The organism is Rheinheimera sp. NSM, assembly GCF_052380015.1.
GTDB lineage: Bacteria > Pseudomonadota > Gammaproteobacteria > Enterobacterales > Alteromonadaceae > Alishewanella.
The window spans coordinates 1,105,353-1,132,345 of sequence record NZ_JBQTCI010000001.1 but is presented as its reverse complement, the minus strand read 5'-3'; the positions used below and the strand labels follow the sequence as shown (position 1 = coordinate 1,132,345).

General features: G+C 52.5%; 26 protein-coding genes. 11 read left to right on the top strand and 15 right to left on the bottom strand.

The window, feature by feature from the left end; all coding sequences use genetic code 11:
- Position 1 precedes the first annotated feature (1 nt).
- Positions 2–1,324, bottom strand: coding sequence for a 23S rRNA (uracil(1939)-C(5))-methyltransferase RlmD (gene rlmD, locus ACTZWV_RS05025; protein WP_444785484.1), 1,323 nt, complete (start codon positions 1,322–1,324; stop codon positions 2–4).
- Between the two features lie 81 nt (positions 1,325–1,405).
- On the opposite strand from rlmD, the gene barA reads away from it, so the two are divergent.
- A complete protein-coding gene (gene barA / locus ACTZWV_RS05020) occupies positions 1,406–4,126 on the top strand; it encodes a two-component sensor histidine kinase BarA (RefSeq protein ID WP_444785483.1) in 2,721 nt (906 codons plus the stop codon).
- A gap of 19 nt (positions 4,127–4,145) precedes the next feature.
- Here barA and acpS read toward each other — a convergent pair whose 3' ends face one another.
- The 11 genes from acpS to rpoE all read right to left on the bottom strand — a co-directional run bounded on the left by acpS (position 4,146) and on the right by rpoE (position 13,144).
- Positions 4,146–4,541, bottom strand: a complete 396-nt coding sequence (gene acpS / locus ACTZWV_RS05015) for a holo-ACP synthase (protein WP_444785482.1) — start codon at positions 4,539–4,541, stop codon at positions 4,146–4,148.
- A complete protein-coding gene (pdxJ, locus tag ACTZWV_RS05010; RefSeq protein ID WP_444785481.1) occupies positions 4,542–5,276 on the bottom strand; it encodes a pyridoxine 5'-phosphate synthase in 735 nt (244 codons plus the stop codon).
- A 28-nt stretch (positions 5,277–5,304) separates the two neighbouring features.
- On the bottom strand, positions 5,305–5,988 hold the full coding sequence (gene recO, locus ACTZWV_RS05005) for a DNA repair protein RecO (protein ID WP_444785480.1): 684 nt from the start codon (positions 5,986–5,988) through the stop codon (positions 5,305–5,307).
- An 8-nt stretch (positions 5,989–5,996) separates the two neighbouring features.
- Positions 5,997–6,905, bottom strand: a complete 909-nt coding sequence (gene era / locus ACTZWV_RS05000; RefSeq protein ID WP_444785479.1) for a GTPase Era — start codon at positions 6,903–6,905, stop codon at positions 5,997–5,999.
- On the bottom strand, positions 6,895–7,569 hold the full coding sequence (gene rnc / locus ACTZWV_RS04995) for a ribonuclease III (protein WP_305552656.1): 675 nt from the start codon (positions 7,567–7,569) through the stop codon (positions 6,895–6,897). Before rnc ends, era begins: the two co-directional genes overlap by 11 nt.
- A 32-nt stretch (positions 7,570–7,601) precedes the next feature.
- Positions 7,602–8,525, bottom strand: a complete 924-nt coding sequence (gene lepB, locus ACTZWV_RS04990; protein ID WP_444785478.1) for a signal peptidase I — start codon at positions 8,523–8,525, stop codon at positions 7,602–7,604.
- A gap of 13 nt (positions 8,526–8,538) precedes the next feature.
- Complete coding sequence (gene lepA / locus ACTZWV_RS04985; RefSeq protein ID WP_444785477.1) at positions 8,539–10,338, bottom strand: translation elongation factor 4; 1,800 nt, start codon at positions 10,336–10,338, stop codon at positions 8,539–8,541.
- 186 nt (positions 10,339–10,524) lie between these two features.
- Entirely contained in the window at positions 10,525–10,974 is a 450-nt protein-coding gene (locus ACTZWV_RS04980) for a SoxR reducing system RseC family protein (protein ID WP_444785476.1), read from the bottom strand.
- The gene (locus ACTZWV_RS04975) at positions 10,974–11,903 is read right to left on the bottom strand and encodes a MucB/RseB C-terminal domain-containing protein (RefSeq protein ID WP_444785475.1); all 930 of its coding nucleotides are present in this window, start codon (positions 11,901–11,903) and stop codon (positions 10,974–10,976) included. The genes ACTZWV_RS04980 and ACTZWV_RS04975 overlap by 1 nt, the downstream gene beginning before the upstream one ends.
- Positions 11,903–12,529 (bottom strand): sigma-E factor negative regulatory protein, encoded by a 627-nt coding sequence (locus tag ACTZWV_RS04970; protein ID WP_444785474.1) that lies wholly within the window; start codon positions 12,527–12,529, stop codon positions 11,903–11,905. The genes ACTZWV_RS04975 and ACTZWV_RS04970 overlap by 1 nt, the downstream gene beginning before the upstream one ends.
- A gap of 39 nt (positions 12,530–12,568) precedes the next feature.
- Positions 12,569–13,144 carry an RNA polymerase sigma factor RpoE gene (gene rpoE, locus ACTZWV_RS04965; protein ID WP_305552650.1) on the bottom strand — a complete coding sequence of 192 codons (576 nt, stop codon included), beginning with the start codon at positions 13,142–13,144 and terminating at the stop codon, positions 12,569–12,571.
- Between the two features lie 148 nt (positions 13,145–13,292).
- Between rpoE and nadB the strand changes: the two genes are divergently transcribed.
- Positions 13,293–14,891: an L-aspartate oxidase gene (nadB, locus tag ACTZWV_RS04960; RefSeq protein ID WP_444785473.1), complete on the top strand. Its 1,599-nt coding sequence runs from the start codon at positions 13,293–13,295 to the stop codon at positions 14,889–14,891.
- A 6-nt stretch (positions 14,892–14,897) separates the two neighbouring features.
- On the opposite strand, the gene ACTZWV_RS04955 is transcribed toward nadB, so the two are convergent.
- Together ACTZWV_RS04955 and ACTZWV_RS04950 are read right to left on the bottom strand one after the other, a co-directional pair.
- Positions 14,898–15,287: a protein YgfX gene (locus ACTZWV_RS04955; protein ID WP_444785472.1), complete on the bottom strand. Its 390-nt coding sequence runs from the start codon at positions 15,285–15,287 to the stop codon at positions 14,898–14,900.
- A gap of 40 nt (positions 15,288–15,327) precedes the next feature.
- Positions 15,328–15,579 (bottom strand): FAD assembly factor SdhE, encoded by a 252-nt coding sequence (locus tag ACTZWV_RS04950; protein ID WP_305552648.1) that lies wholly within the window; start codon positions 15,577–15,579, stop codon positions 15,328–15,330.
- A 93-nt stretch (positions 15,580–15,672) separates the two neighbouring features.
- Between ACTZWV_RS04950 and ygfZ the strand changes: the two genes are divergently transcribed.
- From ygfZ to dbpA, 7 genes are all read left to right on the top strand, one after another.
- Positions 15,673–16,686, top strand: coding sequence for a tRNA-modifying protein YgfZ (ygfZ, locus tag ACTZWV_RS04945; RefSeq protein ID WP_444785471.1), 1,014 nt, complete (start codon positions 15,673–15,675; stop codon positions 16,684–16,686).
- Positions 16,687–16,696: 10 nt separating this feature from the next.
- Positions 16,697–17,182, top strand: a complete 486-nt coding sequence (locus tag ACTZWV_RS04940) for an FKBP-type peptidyl-prolyl cis-trans isomerase (RefSeq protein ID WP_444785470.1) — start codon at positions 16,697–16,699, stop codon at positions 17,180–17,182.
- A 49-nt stretch (positions 17,183–17,231) separates the two neighbouring features.
- Complete coding sequence (locus ACTZWV_RS04935; protein ID WP_444785469.1) at positions 17,232–18,245, top strand: DUF2804 domain-containing protein; 1,014 nt, start codon at positions 17,232–17,234, stop codon at positions 18,243–18,245.
- Between the two features lie 100 nt (positions 18,246–18,345).
- The gene (locus ACTZWV_RS04930) at positions 18,346–19,296 is read left to right on the top strand and encodes a M23 family metallopeptidase (protein WP_444785468.1); all 951 of its coding nucleotides are present in this window, start codon (positions 18,346–18,348) and stop codon (positions 19,294–19,296) included.
- An 8-nt stretch (positions 19,297–19,304) separates the two neighbouring features.
- Positions 19,305–19,640 (top strand): bactofilin family protein, encoded by a 336-nt coding sequence (locus ACTZWV_RS04925; protein WP_444785467.1) that lies wholly within the window; start codon positions 19,305–19,307, stop codon positions 19,638–19,640.
- Positions 19,641–19,733: 93 nt separating this feature from the next.
- Positions 19,734–21,053: an amidohydrolase gene (locus ACTZWV_RS04920; RefSeq protein ID WP_444785466.1), complete on the top strand. Its 1,320-nt coding sequence runs from the start codon at positions 19,734–19,736 to the stop codon at positions 21,051–21,053.
- Positions 21,054–21,334: 281 nt separating this feature from the next.
- Complete coding sequence (dbpA, locus tag ACTZWV_RS04915; protein WP_444785465.1) at positions 21,335–22,717, top strand: ATP-dependent RNA helicase DbpA; 1,383 nt, start codon at positions 21,335–21,337, stop codon at positions 22,715–22,717.
- A gap of 219 nt (positions 22,718–22,936) precedes the next feature.
- On the opposite strand, the gene arfB is transcribed toward dbpA, so the two are convergent.
- The gene (gene arfB / locus ACTZWV_RS04910) at positions 22,937–23,356 is read right to left on the bottom strand and encodes an alternative ribosome rescue aminoacyl-tRNA hydrolase ArfB (protein WP_444785464.1); all 420 of its coding nucleotides are present in this window, start codon (positions 23,354–23,356) and stop codon (positions 22,937–22,939) included.
- A gap of 159 nt (positions 23,357–23,515) precedes the next feature.
- Between arfB and ACTZWV_RS04905 the strand changes: the two genes are divergently transcribed.
- Together ACTZWV_RS04905 and ACTZWV_RS04900 are read left to right on the top strand one after the other, a co-directional pair.
- Positions 23,516–25,426, top strand: coding sequence for a propionyl-CoA synthetase (locus tag ACTZWV_RS04905; RefSeq protein ID WP_444785463.1), 1,911 nt, complete (start codon positions 23,516–23,518; stop codon positions 25,424–25,426).
- A 151-nt stretch (positions 25,427–25,577) separates the two neighbouring features.
- Positions 25,578–26,669 carry a DUF5924 family protein gene (locus tag ACTZWV_RS04900; protein ID WP_444785462.1) on the top strand — a complete coding sequence of 364 codons (1,092 nt, stop codon included), beginning with the start codon at positions 25,578–25,580 and terminating at the stop codon, positions 26,667–26,669.
- Positions 26,670–26,993: the final 324 nt, after the last annotated feature.

Below are 26,993 nucleotides of genomic sequence, written 5' to 3'. Positions count from 1 at the left end.
ACTACCGGCTGAACAACGCCATTAATTCCAGATGACTGGTGTGGGCAAACATATCAACACCACAGATCTTTTCCAAGCTATAGCCGCTTTGCAGCAACACTTTGGCGTCACGGGCAAAGGTGGCCGCATTGCACGACACGTACAATATCTGTGCCGGTTTTAGCTTCACAACTTGCTCTACCGCCCCCTGTGCTCCGGCACGGGCCGGGTCCAGCAGCACCTTGGTATATTCTGCTTTATTCCAGCGTGCTTTTGGCCACGCCAGATGTAAATCGGCCTGCCAGGCTTCCACGTTGCTAAGACCGTTTAACTTAGCATTGGTTGCCAGTTGTTGCACCATTTTAGCCACGCCTTCCAGTGCATGCACTGTTTTGGCACGCTGTGCCAGAGCCAGGCTAAAGTTGCCGATGCCGGCGTATAAATCCAGCACAGTGTCATTGCTGCCAAGCTGCAGCCAGTCCAATGCCTGTGTCACCATCTGCTGGTTTATAGCGGCATTTACCTGGATAAAATCGTCCGGCGAAAATTGCAACGTCAGCTGTTGCTCTGCCAGATGGTACTGCGGTGTTACTGCAGTATTCCAGTAACTAAACTCACCGGCTGTCGCCTCCCCCAACCATACCGCTTCAGGCCAGGCGGCAACAAAGCCCTGCTGTTCAGTTACCGTAAGCGGTTTAACATGACGCACTATAACAAAGGCGGTACCGCCGGCTTCCAGTACTTCGGCATGGGTTACCGCAGTGGCATCTTTTAATTGCGGCAAGGCCTGGTTTAATGCAGCAAATACCGGTGCTAACAGCGGCGATAACACCATGCAGCTGTCTACGGCAACAATCTGTTTATCGGCGTGTTGCCTGAAGCCAACACTAAAGCGGCGCTGTTTTTTATCGTACCAGATGCCAATCCGCGCGCGGCGGCGATAACCGCTGTCGGCTGCCGTTAGCATCGGCTGCCACGGTAAAGACGTTAAACCGGTTTGATGGCAAATCAGCTTATCAATACCCTGTTGCTTTAACCCGCGCTGGTTAGCCGCGCTGATATGCTGCAACTGACAACCGCCGCATTGCGCCGCATACTGACAAGGCGGCGTAATGCGTAGTGATGAAGCCTGTAACACCTTAGTGCTTAGCGCTTTGAGGTAACCGGCTTTATCTTCCGCCACCTTTGCCTGCACCCTCTCGCCCGGTAGTGCTCCACTGATAAAAGCAATTTTTTGTTCATGTTTGCTGATGCCATGCACTTCGTAGTCACTGCTATCAATGCTGAATGTCAGTGTTTTGCCGGTTAAGCTGGTTTTCGGTTTGGCTTTATAAAGGTTAAGCATGGGTTCTCTATCGGGTTGTAGGCAAGTGCGGTCTGATATGTCATTATCAGCACAACAATTATTACTTCTTTGCCTGTATCAATGACGAAAATTGGTTTGCGTTCCTGGTTATTGCTGTGCAGCCTGTTACCGGCGCTGCTGGTAAGTGTATTCTGCGCCGGCTATTTTAGCTATGTTCGCTATCAGGAGTTAGCACTTTCTTTAACCGAGCGGGCCCGCCATATTGCCCTGCCGCTGGCGATCAGTGCCGAAGACTTACTCAGCCGGCAAAATCACGCGGCGCTGCAGCAACTGATTGACAGTACACACCGGTTAAATTCACCGTTGCTGAGCAATGTTACGCTGTTTAACGCACAAAACGAGGCGCTGCTGAGCAGCAACCCGCAGCAGTTTTCCAGCAGTTTGTCGCTACCGGACCCCGGCAGCTTACCCGCTACCGGTTTAGTTGTTGCCGGCAGCGATACCGCCTTAGTCTATCAACCTCTGCTTAGCAGCCTGGCACAGGCCGGCGGCATGGCCGACAGCAGTGGCTACCTGGTGTTACAATTACCCAAAGCGCAACTGCGCCTGCAACAGCAAACCCTGCTGCTGCACATTGCCCTACTGGTGTTGCTGTGCCTGCTGGGCGTAATAGTACCCACCCTGTATTTGCTGCGCCGGCTACACCGGCCGCTGCGCGCCATGCAACACCAGTTGCAGCAGTTGTTGAACGGCCAGACACCAACAGCCGGCGTACCCGGTATAGTGCGCGAACTGGCACAGCTACAGCAGGACTTAAACCGGCTGGGCGAGCATCTGGCGCATCATGAACAGGAAGTGCAACAGCAAATTGAGCAGGTTACCAGTGACTTGCAACAAAGCATGGAGCAGTTGGAAGTACACAATATTCAGCTCGATTTTGCCAGGCGCAAAGCGCTGGAAGAAAACCGGCAGAAATCGGAGTTTTTAGCCAAAATGAGCCATGAGCTGCGTACGCCGCTGAACGGCGTGATTGGTTTTACGCGACAATTGCTGAAAACACGGCTGTCCAGCAGCCAGCATGATTACTTAACCACTATTCAAAAATCGGCCAACAGCCTATTGCATCTGGTCAATGATGTGCTGGATTTTTCCCGGCTGGAAGAAGGCCGCTTATCGATCAACCCCGAGCCGTTTTCACTGCGCGACTTATTAAACGATGCCACTGAACTGCTGGCCGCCAATGCCTTTGATAAGCATCTGGAGCTGGTGTTAATGGTGGAGCCCGGCTGCCCGGACGACTTAATCGCCGACCCGGCCCGTTTTGCCCAGGTACTGATGAATATTGCCGGCAATGCGATTAAGTTTACCGATCACGGCAGCATTGTTATCCGTGTATCGGCCAGCTTACTGAACGAAGATCAGCTGATCCTGCACTGCTCGGTACAGGATACCGGCCGTGGTATCAGTGAAGAGCAGCAGCATTTACTGTTTCAGGGCTTTAGCACTAACGAGCAGCGCAGCCATCAGTCCGGCTCCGGGCTGGGCCTGATGATTTCACAGCGGCTGGTGCAGGCGATGGGCGGCAATATCGGTTTTGAAAGCAAACCGTCTGAAGGCTCCACCTTCTGGTTTACTATCCGATGTCAGCGCCATCAGTTATCTGTTGCCGACAGCCTGCCGCTGGAGTTGTTGGAAAACAAGCAAATTCTGTACTTTGAGCCACAGCAACACTCACGCGAGGCCACACTAAGCTTGCTACACAGTTGGGGCATGCAGGTTACCGCCTGCGCCACTAAAGGCCAGTTACAACAAGCGCTGGCACATCAACAGCATTACGACATCGGCCTGATTGGCCGCACTATTGCCATTAACCAGGTTAATCAGGTGACCGCGTTAATTCGTCAGGTAAAACAGCAGTGCCGCTACACTTGCCTGTTGGTGAATACCTTATCGCCGCACTTGCGTGAAACCTTGCTCAGTTCCGGCGCTGATGCCTGCCTGTCCAAGCCGCCGCATTTGCGTAAACTGGCGATGACACTGGCACAACCCTATGTGCAGCAACAGCAGGTAGTTGAGCACAACAGCACGCCGAAAAATGCCAGCCTGAAGGTGCTGACGGTAGATGACAACGACGCTAACCTGAAGCTGATAAATACCTTACTGGCCGAGTACGTTGAACATATAGATTCGGCCCGCGACGGTGCGGAAGCCTGGCACAAAGCCACCCAGCACGCTTACGACATTATTTTTATGGACATTAATATGCCGGTGATGGACGGCGTAACCGCCTGCCAACGTATCCGGCAAAGCTCACTGAACGAGCACACGCCGGTAATTGCCGTTACTGCCCATGCCGTGGACGGCGAGCGCGCCAGGCTGTTAACCCTGGGCTTTAATGAGTTTTTAAGTAAACCGCTGGATGAAAGCATGCTGCATTGCAGCTTGCAGGAATTTTGTCCGGCCACCAAGCTGCAGAGCTTGGCCAATAACTGGCCGGCCAGTAAACTGGTAGATTGGACCCTGGCAATGGAAAGAGCCGGCGGTAAATGCAGCCTGATGACCGACATGCTGCAAATGCTGGTGGCGGGTATTACCTCAACCCGCGCCGCTATTCAGCAAGCGCTGGTGACGCATGATAACGAGCAACTGCTGCAACAAATCCATAAGTTGCACGGTGCCTGCTGCTATACCGGGGTGCCGGCGCTGAAAAATCTGGCGGAGCTGCTGGAAACCCAACTGAAACAGGGCAAAACGCCGGCAGAGCTGGAGCCGGAACTGCTGGAACTGGATGATGTGTTGCAAGCGCTGTGGCAGGAAAGCCAGCAGTGGCCGAAATGGTAACCAGGTTGCCAGGCGGCGGCTATTGCCGCTCGAGAATTACCGTAGCGGCAGCATAGGCCTGCTCGTCACTGATCGATAACCAAATATGGTTCACCCCCAGGCTTGAGGCCAACTCGGCAGCATAATCGCTCAGAGCCAGTTGCGGTGCCCCCACGGCATTGTTGCTGACACTGATATGCTGAAAGGATACGCCGCGGCCAATGCCGGTACCCAGCGCTTTGGCCGCGGCTTCTTTGGCGGCAAAACGTTTGGCAAAATAACGCGCGGCTATCGCCGGCTGTTTTTTAGCATGGTCCTGATAAATCGTTTGCTCAGCTAACGTAAGTACCCGCTTAACCAGCGCCGGGCTGCGGGCCAGGCTTTGCTCTATACGGGCAATTTCAACAATATCAGTACCAAGACCCACAATGGCCATTTAGCGGCGCGCCTCCACCATTAAACGTTTCATTTCGCGTACCGCGGCGTCCAGGCCGCTGAATACCGCACGGGCCACAATAGCATGGCCGATATTCAGCTCGTGCATTTGCGGTATCGCCGCTATTGGCTGCACATTGTGATAATGCAAGCCATGGCCGGCATTAACAATTAAACCCAGCGACGCAGCAAAAGCGGCAGCATCGCTGATCCGTTTTAGTTCGGCTGCTTGTTCAGCGCTGTCGGTACTTTCGGCGTACTTACCGGTATGAATTTCAATATAGGGCGCACCGGCTTTGGCGGCAGCTTCAATCTGGCGATTGTCGGCATCAATAAACAGTGATACCAGAATATTCTGCTCACGCATTTGCGTTACCGCATCAGTAATACGACTTAATTGCCCGGCCACTTCCAGCCCACCTTCGGTGGTCAACTCCTGACGCTTTTCCGGCACAAAACAGGCAAAATGTGGTTTTAGCTCAGTGGCGATGGCCAGCATTTCATCGGTAACCGCCATTTCAAAATTCAGCCTGGTAGCAATGGTTTGGCGCAGCACAAACACATCGCGATCAATAATATGGCGGCGATCTTCGCGCAAATGCACGGTAATACCGTCGGCTCCGGCTTGTTCGGCCACCAAGGCGGCATGTACCGGCTCCGGGTAATAAGTACCGCGCGCCTGGCGCAACGTTGCCACGTGATCAATATTAACGCCAAGAAAAATAGGGTTGTGCATGCCTGACTCCGGATGACAAAATTAAAGATTATTCTGCTGCAAATAACGCGCGGCTGGCCAGGGGTTTGCTGCCCAGCAAAGGCGCCAGCAGTTGGCGGCTCAGTTGCTTGGCACAGCGCCTGACATCGGCATTTTGCCACTGTCCCTGCCCGATGTGTAACAGCTGCGCGCCGCTGTATCCCTTAGCAGCAGGTACAAAGCCCAGCTCGGTTTGCCACTGATAACAGCTGTTGCTGCTGATAGCATTGCCGAGGGCATCGTGCTGCCAATCTATCGGTTGGCCGAGCTCAGTTAACAGCGCAAATTCAAACTCGCGTAAACACGGCTCCAGCTCTGCGCTGCCCTGCTGCACCAGGCTTAGCTGCTGCAGGCTGTGCAGATATACGGCAAATAACTGCTCTGCTGCCAGATTATCCGGCCATAAGCGGCATACCAGCTCGTTTAAATAGATGCCGCTGTACAGCACCTTGCCACTGAACATAAAGGCCGGTGCCGCTTCATCAATACTTTTTACCGTTTTCAGCTCATTACGCCCGGTTAACTGTAAGCTAAACTGCTGAAACGGCTGCAGCGCCAAACGTTGCTTGCCCTGGCGTTTGCGTACCACCGCCGACAACCGGCCCAGCTCAGGCAGTAACAGCTGCAAAATCAGCTTGTCTTCACCCAGCTGACGGCTGTGCAGAATAAAACCGGGCCATAGCTCAGCGTGCATAGGCCGCCTTAATCGTCGCCGTAGCCTAAACTGCGCAGTGCGCGTTCATCGTCAGCCCAGCCCGATTTAACTTTAACCCACACCTGCAAAAATACCGGCTGCTCCAGCATAGAGGCCATATCAATACGTGCTTCGGTGGCAATGGTTTTAATGCGCTCGCCTTTATTGCCGATAACCATGCGTTTTTGGCTTTCGCGCTCTACCAGTACCAGCGCAGCTATGTGGTAATGTTTCTCTTCCCACTTAAAGCGCTCAATCTCTACTGTTACCGAATAAGGCAACTCGTCGCCTAAAAAGCGCATTAACTTTTCCCGCACAATTTCTGCCGCCATAAAACGCATTGAGCGGTCGGTAACATAATCATCCGGAAAGAAAAATTCACACGGCGGTAAATGCTTTTGCACTACAGTGCGCAGCGCTTCGACGTTGTCGCCGGTTTCCGCCGACAACGGCACCACATCAACAAAATTCAGTTGGCTGCCAAGCCATTGTAAATGCGGCAGCAAGGTGTCTTTATCGCGGTATAAATCAACCTTGTTCACCACCAGTATTACCGGCTTCTTTGACGCGATTAAGCGGTTCAGCACCATTTGATCGTCATCGGTCCAGCGTGTGCCTTCGACCACAAACAACACAAACTCAACATCCAGAATCGAGCTGGCTGCGGCTTTGTTCATCAATCGGTTAATGGCGCGCTTTTCTTCGATATGTAAGCCCGGCGTATCAACATACACCGTTTGATAATTGTCACGGCTGTCAATACCAACAATGCGGTGGCGGGTGGTTTGCGGCTTCTTCGAGGTGATACTCACCTTCTGCCCCACCAGCTTATTCAGTAAGGTTGATTTACCCACATTGGGCCGGCCCACTATCGCCACTAAGGCGGCATAGGTCGGTGTTGTGTCGTTACTTGTCATGCTTAATTTTTTCCAGCGCCATATGAGCGGCGTCCTGCTCTGCCTTGCGGCGTGAACTGCCGGTGGCGGTAAAAGGTGTCATGCCGGCGATAGTACAACGCACGGTAAAGGTTTGCTGATGCGCTTCGCCCACAGTGGCGATAACGTCATATACCGGCAAGGCTAAGCGTAGCCCCTGCAGGTATTCCTGCAACAGGGTTTTTGAGTCTTTCTGCTCGCCGGGCATTATGGTATTCAACCTGGAGCCAAACCACAGCAGAATCCGCTCTTTGCAGGCCGCCATACCGGCATCCAGATAAATGGCGCCTAAAATGGCTTCTACTGCGTCGGCTAAAATAGATTCACGGCGAAAGCCACCGCTTTTCAGCTCACCCGGCCCCAACCGCAGGTGCTCAGATAACTGCAGCTCCTGGGCAATTTCAGCCAGGGTTACGCCCTTTACCAGCGCCGCCCGCATCCGGGTCAGATCGCCTTCGCGCGCTTTGGGGAAATGTTCGTACAGGGTTTCAGCGATAACTAAGCTGAGCACCGCATCGCCGAGAAACTCCAGCCGTTCATTGTGCTGGCCTTTACAACTGCGATGAGTAACGGCTTGCTCCAGCAGCGCCTCTTGTTGAAACTGATAGCCCAACCGGGCTTGCAGCGGTTTTAACGATTTTTGCATGTCTGTCTCTTAACGGTGAACGCTGTGCCGGCTTAGTGAATAGCACCAAGGCGGTCAAAGCGCACTCCGGTTGGGATCCAGCCGGGTAACCAGCTGTTTGGATCCTCATTAAATTCAAAGCTCATCCAGATAAACACCGCTTTGCCTACCATGTTGTGCTCCGGCACAAAGCCCCAAAAGCGACCATCACGGCTGTTGTCGCGGTTATCACCCAGCACAAAATAGTGGCCGTCCGGCACAACAAACTCATCAATGGCGGTACCACGTTGCTTAAAGAAAAACTCAGTATGTTCACGCCGCGCCGGAGTTTGCAAAATATCGTGCGCTACATCACCTAACTGTTCTGAATAACGCCGCTGCGGGTACTGATCCTGATAAAACTCACCTTCGTTTTGCAACTGCAGCGCCACCATTTCCAGCTTGCCGCACGCCGCTGCATTAACACCATCACAGGCTTTTTCAATAAACAGTTGTTTATTGCGGTAAATTATCCGGTCGCCCGGCAGGCCGATAACACGTTTAATGTAGTCCACTGTGGGCTGCTCGGGATATTTAAACACCGCCACATCACCGCGCTGCGGCTTATTGTTGCTGTACAGCGTTTTGCGCCATACCGGGTCTTTAACATCGTAGGAGAACTTCTCGACCAGAATAAAATCGCCCACCAGCAAGGTCGGCATCATCGAACCGGACGGAATCTGAAACGGCTCATAAATAAAGGAGCGGAAGATAGTGATCAGCGCTATCACCGGGAAAATCGACTTTGCCGTTTCTACCAGTTGCGGCTCTTTTACCAGCTCTTCACCAACATTGGCAGGTAAGTCGCCACCGGCAGAGGTCTGCGCCAGCGCCAAGCGTTGTTGCCGTTTTGGTGCCAGCACCAACGCATCCAGCAACCAAACTAAACCGCTGGCAAGCGTCAGCAGCACCAGAAAAATTGCAAAGTAACCTGCCATGAAAATCCCTTAATTATTTACCGACTTTCAGAATGGCAAGGAAGGCTTCTTGTGGAACTTCCACATTACCTACCTGCTTCATCCGCTTTTTACCGTCTTTCTGCTTTTGCAGCAGTTTTTTCTTCCGGCTGATATCACCGCCATAACATTTTGCCAGCACGTTTTTACGCATCTGTTTAATGGTGGTACGGGCAATAACGTGGTTGCCGATAGCGGCCTGAATAGCAATGTCGAACATCTGCCGTGGGATCAACTCTTTTAGCTTCTCAGCCAGTTGACGGCCACGGCCCTGAGCAAAGTCGATATGGCTGATAATGGCCAGCGCATCAACGCGCTCGCCGTTGATCAAAATATCTACCCGCTGCATATTCGAGGTTTGGAAGCGCTTAAAGCTGTAATCCAGTGAGGCATAACCGCGACTGGTCGACTTTAAGCGGTCGAAGAAGTCCATTACCACTTCAGCCATCGGCAGCTCATACACCACTGCCACCTGACGGCCGTGGTAGCTCATATTTATCTGCACACCGCGCTTTTCAATACACAGGGTAATAACGTTACCCAAATATTCTTGCGGCACCAGGATATGCGCTTCAACAATAGGCTCACGAATTTCGTCAATATCATTTACGGCAGGCAAGGCACTGGGATTGTCTACCATTACGGTTTCACCGTTTTTCTTCAGCACTTCGTATACTACTGTCGGTGCCGTGGTAATCAAATCCAGGTCGTACTCACGCTCTAAGCGTTCCTGAATAATTTCCATGTGCAGCATGCCAAGGAAACCGATACGGAAACCAAAACCCAGGGCGCCGGAGTTTTCCGGTTCATAAAACAACGATGAGTCATTCAGGCTTAGTTTAGCCAGCGCATCACGAAAATCTTCGTAATCGTCACTGGACACCGGGAACACCCCGGCATATACCTGCGGTTTAATACGTTTAAAACCCGGCAGTGGCTTTTCTGCACTGTTTTTTGCCAGCGTTAAGGTATCGCCTACCGGCGCACCTTTAATTTCTTTAATACCGGCGATTACAAAGCCTACTTCGCCGGTTTTTAACTCGCCGGTGTTAGTGGCTTTGGGGCTGAACACGCCAACTTTATCCACTTCATAAGTCTGCCCGGTCGACATCACTTTAATTTTGTCTTTGGCTTTAATGCTGCCATGTTTTACCCGCACCAGTGATACCACGCCCTGGTAGGCATCGAACCAGGAATCGATAATCAGTGCCTGAGTGGGCTGTTCCGGCTCACCTTCCGGCGGCGGAATTTTCTTCACAATGGTTTCGAGCACATCTTTAATGCCCAGCCCGGTTTTGGCCGAACACTGCACTGCCCCTATGGCTTCAATGCCGATGATGTCTTCTATTTCTTCTGCTACGCGGTCCGGTTCAGCCTGTGGCAAATCAATTTTATTCAGTACCGGCAGTACTTCTAAATTCATTTCCAGTGCGGTATAGCAGTTGGCTACCGTTTGTGCTTCTACGCCCTGGCCGGCATCCACTACTAACAGTGCCCCTTCACAGGCAGCCAGTGAACGGCTTACTTCATAGGTAAAGTCAACGTGGCCCGGCGTGTCGATAAAGTTCAGCTGGTAGGTATTGCCATCGTCAGCCGGATAATACAGCGTTACACTTTGCGCTTTAATGGTAATACCGCGCTCACGCTCGAGATCCATCGAGTCCAGCACCTGTTGCTGCATTTCACGATCAGATAAACCACCACAATACTGGATTAAGCGATCAGACAGCGTTGATTTACCATGGTCGATATGGGCGATGATAGAAAAATTTCTGATGTGATTAAGTTTAGGCATGTTGTCCGCAAAACTGTAGGCGTAACGCAAGGTTGAAAACTTATAGCTGCTAAGCCACAACCTCCTGCGCTAACGCGGGTTATTCCGATAAATTAGCGCGAATTGTACTCTATCCCACGTCAGCTTGCTATGTGTTATTCATCGCAAAGCGGGGATTACCGGCAGGCCGGATTTAAGTCAAAGCGTTTAGATGAGGCGTTGCAGCCCAAGCTGTGGCAGCACTTCAAGTATACTGATGTGCTCTGTGCTTTGCTGCAAACGGCCATAGCGGCGCGCCAACAGAAAACCTGCGGATACACCGGCCACAGCAGCAAGTATTACCCAGCCTTCGGCTAAACCGGCCAAACCGGCCAGCACAGCACCGGCTAACAGCAGCAATAACGGCAGCAAATACACCATAACCGCCGCCATAATAAGGTTATGCTCCTGCATACCAATTTTTACCTGCTCACCAGGCAGCAATGCCAGTGAGGTGGCAACAAAAAAGCGTTGTTGTCTTGGTGTCATAGTTTTAGCCACAATGCCGGTACCGCAATCATCACTGACATTACAGGCATTGCAACTGGCTACCGGCGTGGTGCTTAACCACACGCCGCCGCTATCAACACTGACCACAGTCGCGATTTCTTCTACCATCAGCGCACCGCCGCGGCCAGCTGACGCGCCGTTTCAATGCTTACCGGGCCGATAACCGTGATTTCCAGTTGATTATCGGTTTGCACATAAATAGTAGTAGCGCCATCACGAAAGGCTTGGGTTGGCAAGCGGTTGCTGCCTTGCACAAATACTGATACCTGGTGCAAGCCATCGCTCAGCAGCCAGTAACTCAACAGGCTGTTTGCCAGTTGCGGTAATTCGGCCGGCTCTTCTACCTGGTGGTAACCTTGTGGCAACCAGGTAAGTTTATGTGCCGATGCCGGCACAGCCTGAGCAGTAACTGCTGCCGGCTCAGGCAGCTCCGCCACTAACACCGCTTGCAGAGTTTCCGGAAATTCAGCAGAAATTTGCATATGGGTAACCAGCCAGCGCTCCAGCGCATTTTGCTGTGCCGATAAGGTATCAATACGTAGCGGAAAACCGGTTTCAGCATCCAGCCACAGCCAGTAATGATACCGCCCGCCCTCTTTTGCCGTTAAACGCAGTAATTGTGCACTGCGGCCGGACATCACTGAGCTGCTGCCGGCAACGGCATTATACAATTGCGTAATGGTGGCTTTATCTTCAAACAATAACGCCGGCAACTCCGGAATACTGTTACCGTGAGTAACAAAAGCCGGTTTGTCGGTTAGCAGGTAATACACCAGAGCATTGCGGCGTAAAATATCTACGCCGTTGGTATCGAGCGGAATTAAATGTTCTATTTCCTGCTGGTCTTTAACACCATGGATCCAGCGATAGGTATCGGCGTTACCGCCTTTTAGTACCACAAAGGAAGTATCGAAATTATACTGCTTAACAGCGTTTTGCACTTTGTCAAACAGCGCCCAACCCTCTTGCGCGGCTTGTGCCACGCCTGACACTACTACCAGTACAATGGCACTGCATAAGCCAGAGAATCGCATCATTATTGCCCGTCGTTTACTGATCCGTTATTGTCTTTAGTGTCGTGACTGGCTTGCTGCGCCTGCTCCATTACCCGCACTTGCTGGCGGTGGGCGTTAAGCAAGGCTTGTAAGCGTTTTTGCTGTTCCAGCATGGCTTGTTGCTCTTGCTCGGCAAAACGATCTTCCACTGTGGTCTGGCTTAAACTTACCGGGGTAGCAAAACCGGCCACCGGTTGAGTTTGCAACAGCGGCAGCGGCGACAAACTCTCTTGCTGTGGCGACTGCTGATATTGCTGCATACCAAACACCGCCATTAATGCAACACCCGCTGCGACAGCACCTTGCGCTACCGGTTGCAGCCAACGGCCGTTAGCCGCATAGCTTAAACCAGATTTAATCCGGCGCACTAAACCACGGTTGCTCTGTAAACGGTATTGCGGTTCATCCGCCAGTTTATCAGCAAAATCATCAGCAAAATTTACACTCAGCGCGCTTTGCGGCTCACGACGCAGCACAGCACCAATCGTATGGTATCGTTCAAGCTTGTTTTGCAGCTCAGTATCTTGCAGCAAACTGTCGAGCTGTTGCGCGCTCAGTTGCTGGTTGTCACTGGCAGCAGAGAGCCAATCCTGATGTTCTGACGACATAATGTTTCCTGTCTTAATTACTGGTTTGTGCCCTGATTGCTAGCTTATTAACGGCTTAAGCTGCAAATCAATTGCTTCACGCGCTCTGAAAATACGGCTTCTGACGGTGCCGATAGGGCATGCCATTACGTCCGCAATTTCTTCATAACTTAACCCTTCGAGTTCACGCAGCGTAATAGCAGTGCGCAGCTCGTCCGGTAATTTTTCAATGGTGCTGAACACCACGTTACGAATCTCATCGGATAACAATAGCCTTTCCGGTGAGTCCTGTTCTTTTAACGCATCGCTGCCGTCAAAATATTCCGCGTCTTCAGCATCAACATCTGTAGCCGGCGGTTTACGGCCATTAGCAACCAGATAGTTTTTTGCACTGTTTACCGCTATCCGATACAGCCAGGTGTAAAATGCACTTTCGCCGCGAAAACCGGGAATAGCCCGATACGCTTTAATAAAGGCTTCCTGCGCCACATCGGCTACGTCTCCGTGGTTAGAGACATAACGGGAAATTAAGTTCGCGATACGGTGCTGATATTTTCGCACCAATACATTAAACGCCGCTTTATCGCCTTGTTGTACACGCTGGACAATCTGCCAGTCCAATTCTTGCTCGCTCATGTTCGAGCTGATCCCCTGTAATACTAATCGTTATGCTAACTGGCGCTGGTCTAGCGTGCTGGTATGACCCTAACTGCCAGAAATAGTTCTGCTAAATGTGGCAAAAAAGCTACAATAGCCCGACATTGACTGACGGCAAGTGTATCGCATGACGCAAGCAAAAGAATATCTCTGTGACGTTTTAATTATTGGCAGTGGTGCCGCCGGCTTGTCGCTGGCATTGCAATTGGCCGACAGTGCCAACGTGCTGGTGTTAAGTAAAGGCCCGCTGCGCGAAGGCTCGACCCTGTATGCTCAGGGCGGCATTGCTGCGGTGTTCGATGAAAGCGACAGTATTGCCTCACATGTTGACGATACCCTGATTGCCGGCGCCGGCTTGTGTGAAGAAGACGCCGTGCAGTTTACTGCCGGTAATGCCAAAACCGCGATGGAGTGGCTGATTGCCCAGGGCGTGCCCTTTGATCAATATAAAGATGAAGACGGCAGCCTGAAGTATCACCTGACCCGCGAAGGCGGCCACAGCCACAGACGCATTTTACATGCCGCCGACGCCACTGGTCAGGCGGTACAAATTACGCTGGTCGACAAAGTAAAAGCGCACCCGAATATCCGCTTGCTGGAAAACTACAACGCGATAGATTTAATCAACGGCCGCAAAATCGGCAAAGATCCCAAGCATTGCTACGGCGCCTATGTCTGGAATAAAGATGCCGCCAAAGTAGAGCTGGTACGCGCCCGCTTTGTGGCGCTCGCTACCGGTGGAGCCAGTAAGGTGTACCTGTATACCAGCAACCCGGATGTTGCCAGCGGTGACGGCATCGCCATGGCCTGGCGCGCCGGCTGCCGCGTTGCCAATATGGAATTTAACCAGTTCCATCCCACCAGTTTGTATCATCCGGATGCGCCGAATTTCCTCATCACCGAAGCTATGCGCGGTGAAGGTGCATATTTAAAGCGGCCGGACGGCAGTCGCTTTATGCCGGATTTTGACGAGCGCGCCGAATTGGCCCCGCGCGATATTGTCGCCAGGGCTATCGATTATGAAATGAAGCGCCTGGGTGCCAACTGCGTGTACCTGGATATCAGCCACAAGGCAAAAGATTTTATTATTGAGCACTTCCCGACGATTTATGCCAAATGTTTAAGTGTCGGCATCGATATTACCCGCCAGCCCATTCCGGTGGTGCCGGCCGCGCACTATACCTGCGGCGGTGTAATGACCAATCTGAACGGCCAAACCGATATCAGCAACTTATATGCAATAGGTGAAGTTGCCTATACCGGCCTGCATGGCGCAAACCGTATGGCCAGTAACTCCTTGCTGGAGTGTGTGGTATTTGCTCAGGCCGCCGCCAAACATATCCTCGCGCAGCTGGACCCGTCCAGTGAGCTGCCGTTGTTACCGCCGTGGGATGACAGCCGGGTCAGTGACTCAGACGAGGAAGTGGTTATTACGCATAACTGGCACGAATTGCGGCTGTTTATGTGGGATTACGTTGGCATAGTGCGTACCAACAAACGGCTGGAGCGTGCGCTGCACCGGGTGGAGTTACTACAGCGCGAAATTCACGAATATTACAGTCATTTCCGCGTCAGCCACCATTTGCTGGAGTTGCGTAATCTGGTGCAGGTGTCTGAGCTGATTATCCGTTGTGCCATGCAGCGTAAAGAAAGCCGCGGCCTGCATTATAATCTGGATTATCCCGAATCAGCACCGGACAGCACTCCAACAGTGCTTACGCCTTAGGCAGCGTCAGGCGCCAGGAGAGGTATCAGCCGCTGCAGATTGCCAATTGCGCTGATTAATTACCCGTGCCAGGGCCCTGAAATCGGCTTCGGGGCATTGGTCGGCAAAAATCCAGCGCTGATAATGGCGTTTATCGGTTTCACCACGCCAACACAAGCGAATGGCATGCTGGCTGATTAAGCCGGCATCGCTGAGCTTACCGGGCGGCAGCGCTGTACCAAACCAGCGCAATTGCCCGTCTGCCTGCAGCGCAAGGGCAGCACTTTGCTGCAATGCTTGCCACTGGCCATAACACAGCCAATAAAACCCTGCCAACAAGGGCGCAACACCAAACCACCACAGCAGTGGCATTGGTGTGAGTGCCAACACGAATGCCGGCATAAGCGCCAATATCACTAGACCTTGCCGGCAATAGCGCGACGGCTTAAGCGCAATATTATACGCGGACACGGTCCAGAATCAGCTGTACCAGTGCCTGTAACGCCGGATCGGCAGATTTGGCATGGCCCATAAACCAGGAGAATAAATCGGGGTCGTCACATGCCAGTAAACGTTCAAAATCCTGCTTTTGCTGCAGGCTAAGTGCGTCGTAGCCTTGTTCAACAAAGGGCGCCAGTAATATATCCAGCTCTAACATGCCACGCCGGCAGGCCCAGCGTAAGCGCGGTTTTATCATTAATTCTGTCATAGTTACCTTAATTTACCGGTTACTCCGGGTCGATTCAGCGCTGATTCTAACAAATTTCCGCCTGCGGGGTTGAGCTTTTGCCGCTTTCCCCCAATGATAGCAACATTCATGGTCAGCGCAGCGACACACTACCTTATTATGCAAACATCCTGGTTAACCGCAGAACAATACGCGCAATTATCCACTCAGGTTCAGGGCGCTTTTATTGCCCCCCTGCCGGCATTTGAAACCTTGTTAGTCAGCGGTGCTGACAACCGCAAATATCTGCAGGGCCAAACCACCTGCGACCTGGATCTACTGGGCACAGATAACTTTTTGCGTGGTGCACATTGTGATGCCAAAGGTAAAATGTGGTCGCAGTTTCATTTAGTCAGCGATGGCGAACAGCTGGTTGTGTTGGCGTTTCGCGACGAGCTGAACGCCTCGGCGGCGCAGTGGAAAAAGTTTGGTGTGTTTTCTAAAGTCAGTTTTGAATCCGGCCAACAGCGCTATGCGGTATTCGGTATCGGTGGCAGCAACTGTGCACAATTGATTAGCCAACTGGGTTTCAGTTTGCCGGCGCCTGGCGCAGTAAGCCGCCAGCCCCATGCTATGCTGCTTGGTTTAGCCAGCGACCATTTTATGTTATTAATGGCGCAAGCGGATGCGCAGCAATTAATGCAGCAAAAATTGCCGTTTGCCGCGCCAACGCTATGGTTGGCACAGCATATTCAACACGGTTTCAGTTATCTGGAGCAGACATTAATTGGCGCCTTTGTGCCACAAATGCTTAACTTACAAGCGCTCGATGCTATCAGCTTTACCAAGGGCTGTTATATCGGCCAGGAAACGGTCGCCAGGTTGAAATACCGCGGTGGCAACAAAAGAGCAGCCTATATTTTAACGGCGCAGACAGACGAGTTACCCGCGGCCGGAACTGATATAGAAGTACAATTAGGTGAGAACTGGCGCCGGAGCGGCCAGGTTGTCAATGCAGCGAATATTAATAACCACTTATGGTTAATTGCTGTATTACCCAACGACACAACACCGGCAGACTCGTTACGGCTTAGCAGCGACAGTGCACCGGCACTTAGCTTATTGCCGTTACCTTATTCGATTAATTAAAGAGGTTTTCATGACCATTTCTCAGGACAAAGTTGTCGCCATGCACTACACCGTTACCGACCAACAAGGTAACGAACTGGATACTTCCGTGGGCGGCGAGCCTTTAGTCTTCTTATTTGGCCACGGTTCATTAATTCCGGGTTTGGAACAAGCCTTAGCCGGCAAAAGCAGCGGCGATAAGTTTAAAGCCGATATTGCTGCCGCCGAAGCCTATGGCGAGCGTCATGATGCGCTGACGCAAGCGGTACCAAAATCGATGTTTGAAGGCATGGACGTAGCCGTAGGTATGCGCTTTCGCGCGGCCGGCCCTGATGGCCGCGAGCAGTCCGTTATCGTGCTGGAAGTAACAGACGAAGAAGTGGTGGTAGATGGTAACCATCCGTTGTCCGGTATTGATCTTAGCTTTGATGTTGAAGTTATCCTGGTACGCGACGCCACCGAAGAAGAGCTGGCGCACGGCCATGTGCATGGCATTGACGGCCATGCCGGCCACTAAACTGTTGTGAACAAGTGCCGGCCTGTGCAGGCCGGCCTTACTCTGCCTGATGCAATCTGCCTTACCCGACAACAACCTGCTTGGCGCCGATGGCTTGCCACGCTTTGGCTATTTTGCCAGCCCGGTCACACAGTTTAACCTGCCACAATTTACCTATTACAACGTGATGGATAAGCCCGCCTCTGCGCTGGCGAAATATCTGCACTATAAACAGTTTCAGTTTGTCAGTATCAGCCATGCCGATTGGCAGATTGGTATAGCCATTGCGGATATCCGCTATGCCGCCAGTGCGTTTTGCTACTTCTACCAGCGCAGTACGCAGCAATTGGATGAAATCAGCCTGTTAAAACCGTTCAGCCTTGGCGTACAGATGAGCAGCTCACCGGTAGCCGGCAGCGCGCGCATTAGCGGCAAACAACATATTTGCCTGACACCAAAGGGCTACGACTGGCAGTTAACACCGGAGGGCGAGCTGCTAAGCGGCAACCTTATGCTGCATGGCGGCACAAACGCCCAACCGTTAGCCTTGTGTACGCCCACCGGCTACAACGGCTGGACCTATACCCAAAAACATAATGCTTTAGCCCTCAGTGGCACACTGCGTTACCGTGGTACTGAGCTGGATTTAACCAAGGCGCTGGCCGGCTATGATTTCTCCGCCGGCTATATGCGCCGTGAAACCAGTTGGCGCTGGGGCAGCATTAGCGCAACCTTGCCACAGGGCCGTTTTGGCCTGAATCTGGCCAACGGTGTAAACGAGACCGGCGCCACGGAAAATTGCCTGTGGTTAAATGGCCGCCTGCAATTATTACCGCCGGTCAGCGTCGGCTTAAACCGGCAACAACCGGCGCAGCCCTGGCTGTTCAGCAGTGCCGATCAACAGGTTTGCCTGCAATTTACGCCGCAACAATGCCGGCGCGAGCGGCTGAATCTGGGTATATTAGCCAGTAATTTTCGCCAGTACTGTGGCTTTTTTTCCGGCAGCATAGTGCTGCAAAATGGTGAAAAACTGATTTTGGATCAAGTGCCCGGGCTGGCCGAAGATCATTTTGCCAGGTGGTAACACCCTGTTAGCAGTGGCAGTAAATTCTTGACACCAACGCCAAAGCCCCCTATTTTTACCCTCTTATTTAATTGCCAACCATTGAGCGTACCCGGCCCGAATGAAAGATCGTATTATCATTTCCGTCTCGACAATCAATGGTACCCGCCATTTTAATGTCAGTAAGCTGTTCAAACGTAATGCCGTGATCGCCATGTGGTTAACGCTGTTTGGCCTGTTAATCACCGCTGCTGTTATCGACTATTTGCTGCGAAGCGTAGAGAAAAGCCAGCATGAACGCTCACAGTTGTCGCAACATGCTAACAGCCTGCGCGCCGAAATTGCCGGCCTGACCAGCAGCAAACTGCAACTGGAGCAGGAGCTTGGCGTTAAGCAAGACGAAATGCTGCAGGTGATTAACCGTGTTGGTGAAATTGAACTGGCACTGGGGTTGGAGCAGCAATACCCACAAAATTTGGAAAACCGGCTCGATACCGCTTCGGTGAACTCGTCTGCCCGTCAGGCTATGTTACAGCTGGTGCCAAATGGCTCGCCGCTGGACTTTAACCGCCGCTCGTCGCGGTTTGGTTTGCGTAGCCATCCTATTGTCGGTAAACAACAGCATCACAAAGGCGTTGATTTATCGGCTAACCGCGGCACGCCCATTTATGCCCCGGCCGACGGTGTTATTGAAGTAATACGGCCAAGCAAATCAGGTTACGGCAATTTACTTAAGATCCGCCATGCCTTTGGGTTTTCTACCTTGTACGCGCATTTAGATGAATTCAAGGTGAAAAGTGGCCATTTTGTCCATAAAGGCGAACTAATTGCCACCTCCGGCAATACCGGTTTATCAACCGCACCACATTTACACTACGAAGTACATTTCCTTGATCGGGCACTTAATCCGCAAAGTTTTATGGATTGGGATGCGACTAACTTCGATCTGGTGTTTGAAAAGGAAAGGAGCATTAAATGGGACTCTTTAGTAAGCATGCTGGAAACCAAGGCAAGCACACAATTACAACTGTCATCGCACAAGGATGCTCAATTAACGGCAACCTCCGACTAAGCTGCGATATGCAGGTCGATGGTTACGTTGAGGGCAAAATTGTCAGCGACAAAACACTGATTATCAGTGCCTCAGGCCGCATTAAAGGCGAAGTTACTGCCGACAAAGTGATTATTAACGGCTTGTTTGACGGTGAATGCTACGCTAACAACGTGGAAATTTTGCCGCAAGGCAAAGCACACGGCATTATTCACTGTGATGACTTAAGCATAGAGCGCGGTGGCAGCTTCCTGGGTAAAACCCTGCCTACCTCGTCTGAGCATGTTGTCAGCCTGCCAAAAGAAGACAAAGAACAACCGGCCAAAACCCTGGAAAATAAAACCGAAAGCGGCAAAACCGGTTAACCCACCGCCTATGCTGCCGGGCGCAAAGGCTGGTTTTTTCGCACGTATCAGGTTAGCTTAAACTTTACACAGCAACCTGATGGCAGCATAACAATGAAAAAAACCCTTCTGGCCAGCTTACTCAGCCTGAGCAGTTTTACTGCTTTAGCCGCCGCCGATTTAACCAGTGCGATCCAGCAAGATTACCAACAACATTTAGCGCCGTTATTTAAGCATTTTCACCAAAACCCTGAATTGTCACATATGGAAACCCAAACCGCGAAACGTCTGGCGAAAGAGCTGCGCGCTGCCGGCTTTGACGTTACCGAAGGTGTAGGCAAAACCGGTGTAGTGGCGATGCTGAAAAACGGCCCAGGCCCGCTGGTAATGATGCGCGCCGATATGGACGGCCTGCCGGTAGAGGAAAAATCCGGCCTGGCTTATGCGTCCAAAGCAAAACAAACCGACTGGGATGGCAATGACGTGCATGTAATGCATGCCTGTGGCCACGATGTACATATTACCAGCCTGGTGGGTACCGCGCGGCGTATGGCGGCGATGAAAGAGCAATGGTCCGGCACTCTTATGCTGGTAGGTCAGCCGGCCGAGGAACGCGTCGGCGGCGCTAAAGGCATGATGGAGGATAATATCTGGGGCCGTTTTGGTCAGCCGGATTATGCGCTGGCGTTTCATGTGTCATCCGAAATTGAAGCCGGCAAAATTGTTGCAGTAGAAGGCTCGCCCTACTCCGGTGTCGACAGCGTCGATATTATTGTACATGGCGTTGGTGCCCATGGCGCCAGCCCGCACCGCGGTAAAGACCCAATAGTGCTGGGCGCACAAATTGTCATGGCGCTGCAAACCATTGTCAGCCGCGAAATAGCACCGAAAGAGCCGGCGCTGATTACCGTTGGCGCCTTTCACAGCGGCACCAAGCACAATATTATTTCTGACAAAGCCCATTTACAGCTTACCGTGCGTAACGACAGTTGGGAAACGCGGGAATATTTAATCGCGGCTATTAAGCGGGTGGCAGAAAACCTTGGCCGCGCTGCCGGTTTACCGGAAGATAAACTACCCGAAGTACGCATTACCGATGAACCCACTCCGCCGACAGTGAATGATATTCCACTGACACAACGGCTGAAAAAGGCCTGGGCCGCCAATATGGGCCAGCCGGTGTTTGATGAGAACTACAAACGCCTGGGTATGGGCGCGGAAGACTTCCCGTTTTTTACCACCAAGCCGTATATCCCCAGTACCTACTTTGCTGTAGGCGGCACCCCGGCACACGCTTTTGCGGCCGAGAAAGCCGGAGGCCCGGCAGTACCCAGCCATCACAGCCCGTTGTTTAAAATAAGCCCCGAGCCAGCTGTGACCAAAGGCGTGGAAGCCACCGTTATCGCCCTATTGGATTTAATGCCAAAAGCCTAGCCCGTATGCAGTGGCAAAGCGGAACCGGTTCACCAACGCTAACACGCCGTGAACCCATCCCTGGGGGCTCGTCTCAGCCCGTCCGGGGCTTCAACGGTTAGCTAATGGTGAAGCGGTTCCGCCCACACTTATGGCTTACATCCAATATAAAACAGAGCTGTAACAATGGCTGCCTTGCTGAAAATTTCAGCATCAACGGATGCAAAGCCACGCCGTTCTGCTACAATGCCGCCCCTTTTGCAGGCCAAGGCCCGCAGTTTTATCTTTTGCGGAGCCGCAGCATGAGCAACACCTCGTTTTCCAGCCTGAATTTACCAGACGCTTTAGTCAGTAACCTGAACGATTTAGGCTACAGCAGCATGACAGAGATCCAGGCACAGGCTTTGCCGGCGATTTTGGCCGGCAAAGATGTTATCGGCCAGGCCAAAACCGGCTCCGGCAAAACTGCCGCCTTTGGTTTGGGCCTGTTGGCCAAATTAGACGTCAAGTATTTTCGCGTGCAAGCCCTGGTGCTGTGCCCCACGCGTGAGCTGGCCGATCAGGTTGCCGGCGAGCTGCGCAAGTTAGCCCGCAGCATTCATAATATTAAAATTCTTACTCTGTGCGGCGGTGTACCCATTGGCCCGCAAATCGGCTCGCTGGAGCACGGCGCGCATATTATTGTCGGCACGCCGGGCCGGGTTATTGACCACTTAGATAAAGACCGTTTGCGGCTGGACGATTTAACCACCTTAGTACTGGACGAAGCCGACCGCATGCTGGAGATGGGCTTTCAAGCTGATTTAGACGCCGTGATAGCCAAAGCGCCGACCGCCCGGCAGACACTGTTATTCAGCGCCACCTACCCCACTGCCATCGCTAAGCTAAGCGAGCGCTTGCTAAAAGATCCGGTGCAGGTAACCGTTGCAGAGCAACACAACACCAGCAGCATCCGGCAGCAGTTTTTTCAGGTCAGCGATAACCACGCCAGGTTAGAGGCCTTACGGGTATTGCTGCTGCAGTATCAGGGCCAAAGCAGCATGGTATTTTGCAATACCAAGCGCGAAACCCAGGACGTAGCCGATGCGCTGCACAGCTTTGGCTTTAGCGTACTGGCACTGCACGGTGATATGGAGCAAAAAGATCGCGACCAAACCCTGGTGCAATTTGCCAACGGCAGCGCCTGTATTTTAGTGGCGACCGACGTCGCTGCCCGCGGCCTGGATATCAGCAGTGTTGATGCAGTATTTAACTACCAGCTGGCGCACGATGCCGATACCCATACCCACCGCATTGGCCGCACCGGCCGTGCCGGTCAAAGCGGCATAGCGCTGAGTTTATTTACCGCCAGTGATGCCGGTAAACTTATTCCGCTGGAAGATGGCTTAGGTATTAAAATTGATGCTGCCGAACTGCCGGCAGTGGACATTGCCACGTTAAAGCCGGCTAAGCCGTTAATGGCTACCCTGCAACTGGATGGTGGTAAAAAGCATAAGATCCGTGCCGGCGATATTGTCGGCGCGCTCACCGCCAGCAAGCAGCTAAGCAATGATGACTTAGGTAAAATTCAGCTGCACGATATCTGGAGTTTTATTGCGGTAAAACGCAGCGCGGTAAAGCTGGCGCTGCAGCTGATCCAACAGGGCAAGATTAAAGGTAAAAGCATCCGCGCACGGGCATTGTGATCGCTTAATCTGACTTACTGCGGCGTGGGTCGAGTCGTCTTGCCCACGCAAACACGCCGTGAATACTTCCCTGTAGGCTCGATTATGAACTTCATCCATGAAGTTCATCCTGCGGACCAGCACAGCTGTTCAAATTCGCTCCAGGCGAATTTGTCAGCATCCATGCCTTCAACGGTTCGCTTAGGGCAAGCCGACTCTCGCTACGAAGATCCAGGCAACCTACACAGTAGGCTTCCCCTGGCGTAATGCCTTAGTAGCACCGCGCTGTTTTTTATGTTCCAGCCGCCGCTGTTGGCTGCCATAAGTTGCTTTGGTCGCCACCCGCTTTTTTGCCACCCTGGCGGCCGATTGCACCAGCTCAATAAACTGCGCCAGCGCCTGCTCGCGGTTCATCTCCTGACTACGGCTTTGCTGACATTTAATAATAATTTTGCCGCTTTGCGTAATACGATGATCTGATTTTGCCAGCAGCTTATCTTTATAAAACTGCGGCAAGCTGGATGCATTAATAGCAAAAATCAGCTGCGCCGCAGTAGACACCTTATTCACATGCTGGCCACCGGCACCACTGGAGCGGATAAACTGCCATTCCAACTCGTTGTCATTAAGGATCACGTTGCTTGAAATCTGAATTGCCATGCTGTCGCTGTAAGTTGCTACGTTAATACCGCGATCAGACCATAAGCAGCGCGCTGATACAAGTTCGCTGGCTTAGCCTTAAGTCTAAGTTCGTTAACAGCAAATTTTAGCTACAGTAATGCCATTGTGGTAAACACTTACCGACGCGAGGATGCAAGCATGACAACGACGTCTCACAGCCCCTATCAGGCAGAATATCAGCGTGCTATTACCACGCCTGAGCAATTCTGGCAGCAACAGGCCGCCAAACTAAACTGGTATAAAACACCGCATCAGATATTACAGCAAGTGGATGCACAGCATTACCAGTGGTTTAGCGACGGTGTACTGAATACCGCTTATCTGGCGCTTGATAGCCACATCGAACAAGGCCGTGGTGAGCAAACCGCGCTGATTTACGACTCTCCGGTAACCAACACCCAACAGCAGTTTTCCTACCGCGAGCTGCGCGACCAGGTCGCCGGCTTTGCCGGGGTGCTCAAAGCACTGGGCGTTGGCAAAGGTGACCGGGTGGTCATTTATATGCCGATGATCCCGCAAGCCGCCATTGCCATGCTGGCGGTGGCACGCTTGGGTGCGGTGCATTCGGTAGTATTTGGTGGCTTTTCCGCGCACGAGCTGGCGCTGCGCATTGACGATGCCCAACCCAAAGTAGTAGTCAGTGCCTCTTGCGGCATTGAAATCAGCAAACTTATTGCCTATAAGCCACTGTTAGATGACGCTATCGTTAAAGCGCAACATAAACCGGATTACTGCGTTATTTATCAGCGGCCGCAGTTGCAGGCAACCATGCAAAGCGGCCGCGATCTGGACTGGCAGCAGGCCATGGCCAAAGCCGAAAGTGCGCCCTGCGTGCCGGTAAAAGCCACCGATCCACTGTATATTCTCTATACCTCCGGCACTACCGGCAAACCCAAGGGCGTGGTACGTGACAACGGCGGCCACGCCGTAGCACTGAATTACAGCATGCAGGCGGTATACAACGCCAAACCGGGTGATGTATTTTGGGCCGCATCTGATGTTGGCTGGGTAGTGGGCCACTCTTACATAGTGTATGGCCCGCTGATTGCCGGCTGCACCAGCGTATTGTACGAAGGCAAACCGGTATTTACACCCGACGCCGGCGCGTTTTGGCGGGTCTGTGCGCAATATAAGGTGAATATTTTGTTTGCCGCGCCCACAGCGTTCCGCGCTATCCGCAAAGAAGACCCGCAGGCGCAGCTGCAACAGTACGATTTATCGGCGCTGCGTGCCATTTTTGTCGCCGGTGAACGCTTAGACCCGGCTACCTATCAGTGGGTGCATCAAAAGCTGGGTAAACCGGTGATTGATCACTGGTGGCAAACCGAAACCGGCTGGCCCATTGCCGCCAACCCGGCAGGGCTTGAATTACTGAGCGCCAAACCCGGCTCTTCAACCGTACCGGTACCGGGCTTTAATGTGCAGATCCTCGATGACAGCGGCAAGGTGCTGCGCGCCAATGAACAGGGCTATATAGCGCTTAAACTGCCACTGCCACCGGGCTGCCTAACCACTATTTGGGGTAATGATGAGCGCTTTATCGCCGGTTACCTGGATACTTTTGATGGTTACTACGCCAGTGGCGATGGCGGCTATATCGATGATGACGGCTATTTGTTTGTGATGGGCCGCACTGATGATGTGATTAATGTGGCCGGGCACCGGTTATCCACCGGCGAAATGGAGCAAATTGTGGCCAATCACCCGGCTGTAGCAGAATGCTGTGTTATTGGTATTCACGAGCCGATAAAAGGCCAGCAACCGTTGGCGCTGCTACTGATTAAAAACGGCATTACGGTGGATGAAACCATCCTGGAAGCCGAGTTGGTGGCGATGGTGCGTGAGGAAATCGGCGCCCTGGCCTGTTTTAAAAAAGCCATTATCGTCAAGCGCTTGCCAAAAACCCGCTCCGGTAAAATCCTGCGCAAGTTGCTGCGGCAAATAGCCGATGCGGCGCAATACAGCGTACCCTCTACCATCGACGACCCGGCCAGCGTGACCGAAATCGCGCAGTTAATGGCCGCCAGAGGCTTAATTAACCAGCCGTAAACAACAGCTCTGCGCCAGCAGGTAACGCAGGGCCAATTAGCCCGCCAGCCTAATCAGTGCTGTAATCGCCACGCAAAACAGCTTATGCTATCGCGCATAAGCTGAGTTGTACTTAGGCCCCTCCTGCGGGCAGTATGGAGCCGTTGCCGCCATGATATCGCCTGTAAACCTGATGCACAAAACCATTGAATTTATGCAGCGCTGGCCCGGCTTGCTGGCGCTGGCAGCCTTCGCCAGCGGCGTGGCCAGTTATATTCTGGTTGAGCGCAAAGAAGCACTGGCGCAGCTGATAGCCGTGTTTTTATTACTCAGCTGGTTATGGTTGCTGCTGGATAACTGGCTGCGCGAGCGGGTAGAACAACGTTTTGGTATCGCCATATCGCCTAATTTTCTGCGTTTTGCACTGCAAATGGTACATCAGGAAAGTCTGTTTTTTGCCTTACCGTTTTTTCTGGCCGTTACCAGTTGGCAGCACGGCCAGGCCGTTTTTACCGCGCTGCTGATCCTTTGCGCGCTGGTGTCCGTGGTCGACCCGTTGTACTTCAGAAAGCTGGCCCCACAGCGCACGCTGTTTGTGGTGTTCCATGCCTTTGCTTTATTTGTGGTGCTGCTCATTATCTTACCGGTGCTACTACAGCTTACTACCAGCCAAAGCCTGGCCGCCGCGCTGGCCATGGCAGTGCTGCTAAGCCTGCCGGCATTAGGGGCCTTGTTACCCGGTGGCCGCTGGTGGCGGGTACCGCTGCTGTTATTGTTGCTCAGTGCGCTCAGTGCCGGCTTATGGCAGTTGCGTAGCTGGGTGCCACCGGCAGCGCTGCGTCTTAACGCTATCACGCTGTCGCACGATGTCGATTACGAACAACGTAAACCCGGCCGCAGCATTCACCAACTGGACGAAAGCGCCTTGCATCATTTGGGCTTATTCAGCTTTACTGCCGTAAAGGCACCGCGTGGCTTGCACGAGCATATTTTTCATGTCTGGTTGCACAACGGCAAAGAGGTAGATCGGATAAAGCTGGATATCAGCGGCGGCCGTGCCAGCGGCTATCGCGCCTGGAGCCGTAAACAAAATTTCCCGGCCAACGCTGTGGGCAAATGGCAGGTAAAAGTGGTAACAGAGTCAGAACAGCTAATCGGCCTGGTCCGCTTTACGGTAACCCCTGCTGCAGCTGAGCAGCTGCAGGAGCCGGCTGAACCGGAGCCGGAACAGGTGGCTGTACCGGTACTGCAGGTGGATCTTTAACCGGCTGCCGGCAATGCTGTTTCAGTAATTGCTCCAACTCTTTTAGGCGTTTTTGCAACTGTTGGCCATGGCCGCCGTTATAGGGTTGGCGCAACTGCTTACGCACCTCAAGCCGCTGGGCATTCAACGTCTGACATTCAGACTGGCTGAATTGCGGCGTGGCCATTGCCATGCAAGGCAGCAAAATCAACAGTGTACTTAGTGTAAAACGCATATAAGGTTTTCCGCCCGGTGGCACATAATTGCCCCGAGTATAACCTATCTGCTTTACGGCAAATAAAAATTTGGCATGCAATTTAGTCTGCGATTATCTATTATTACCCG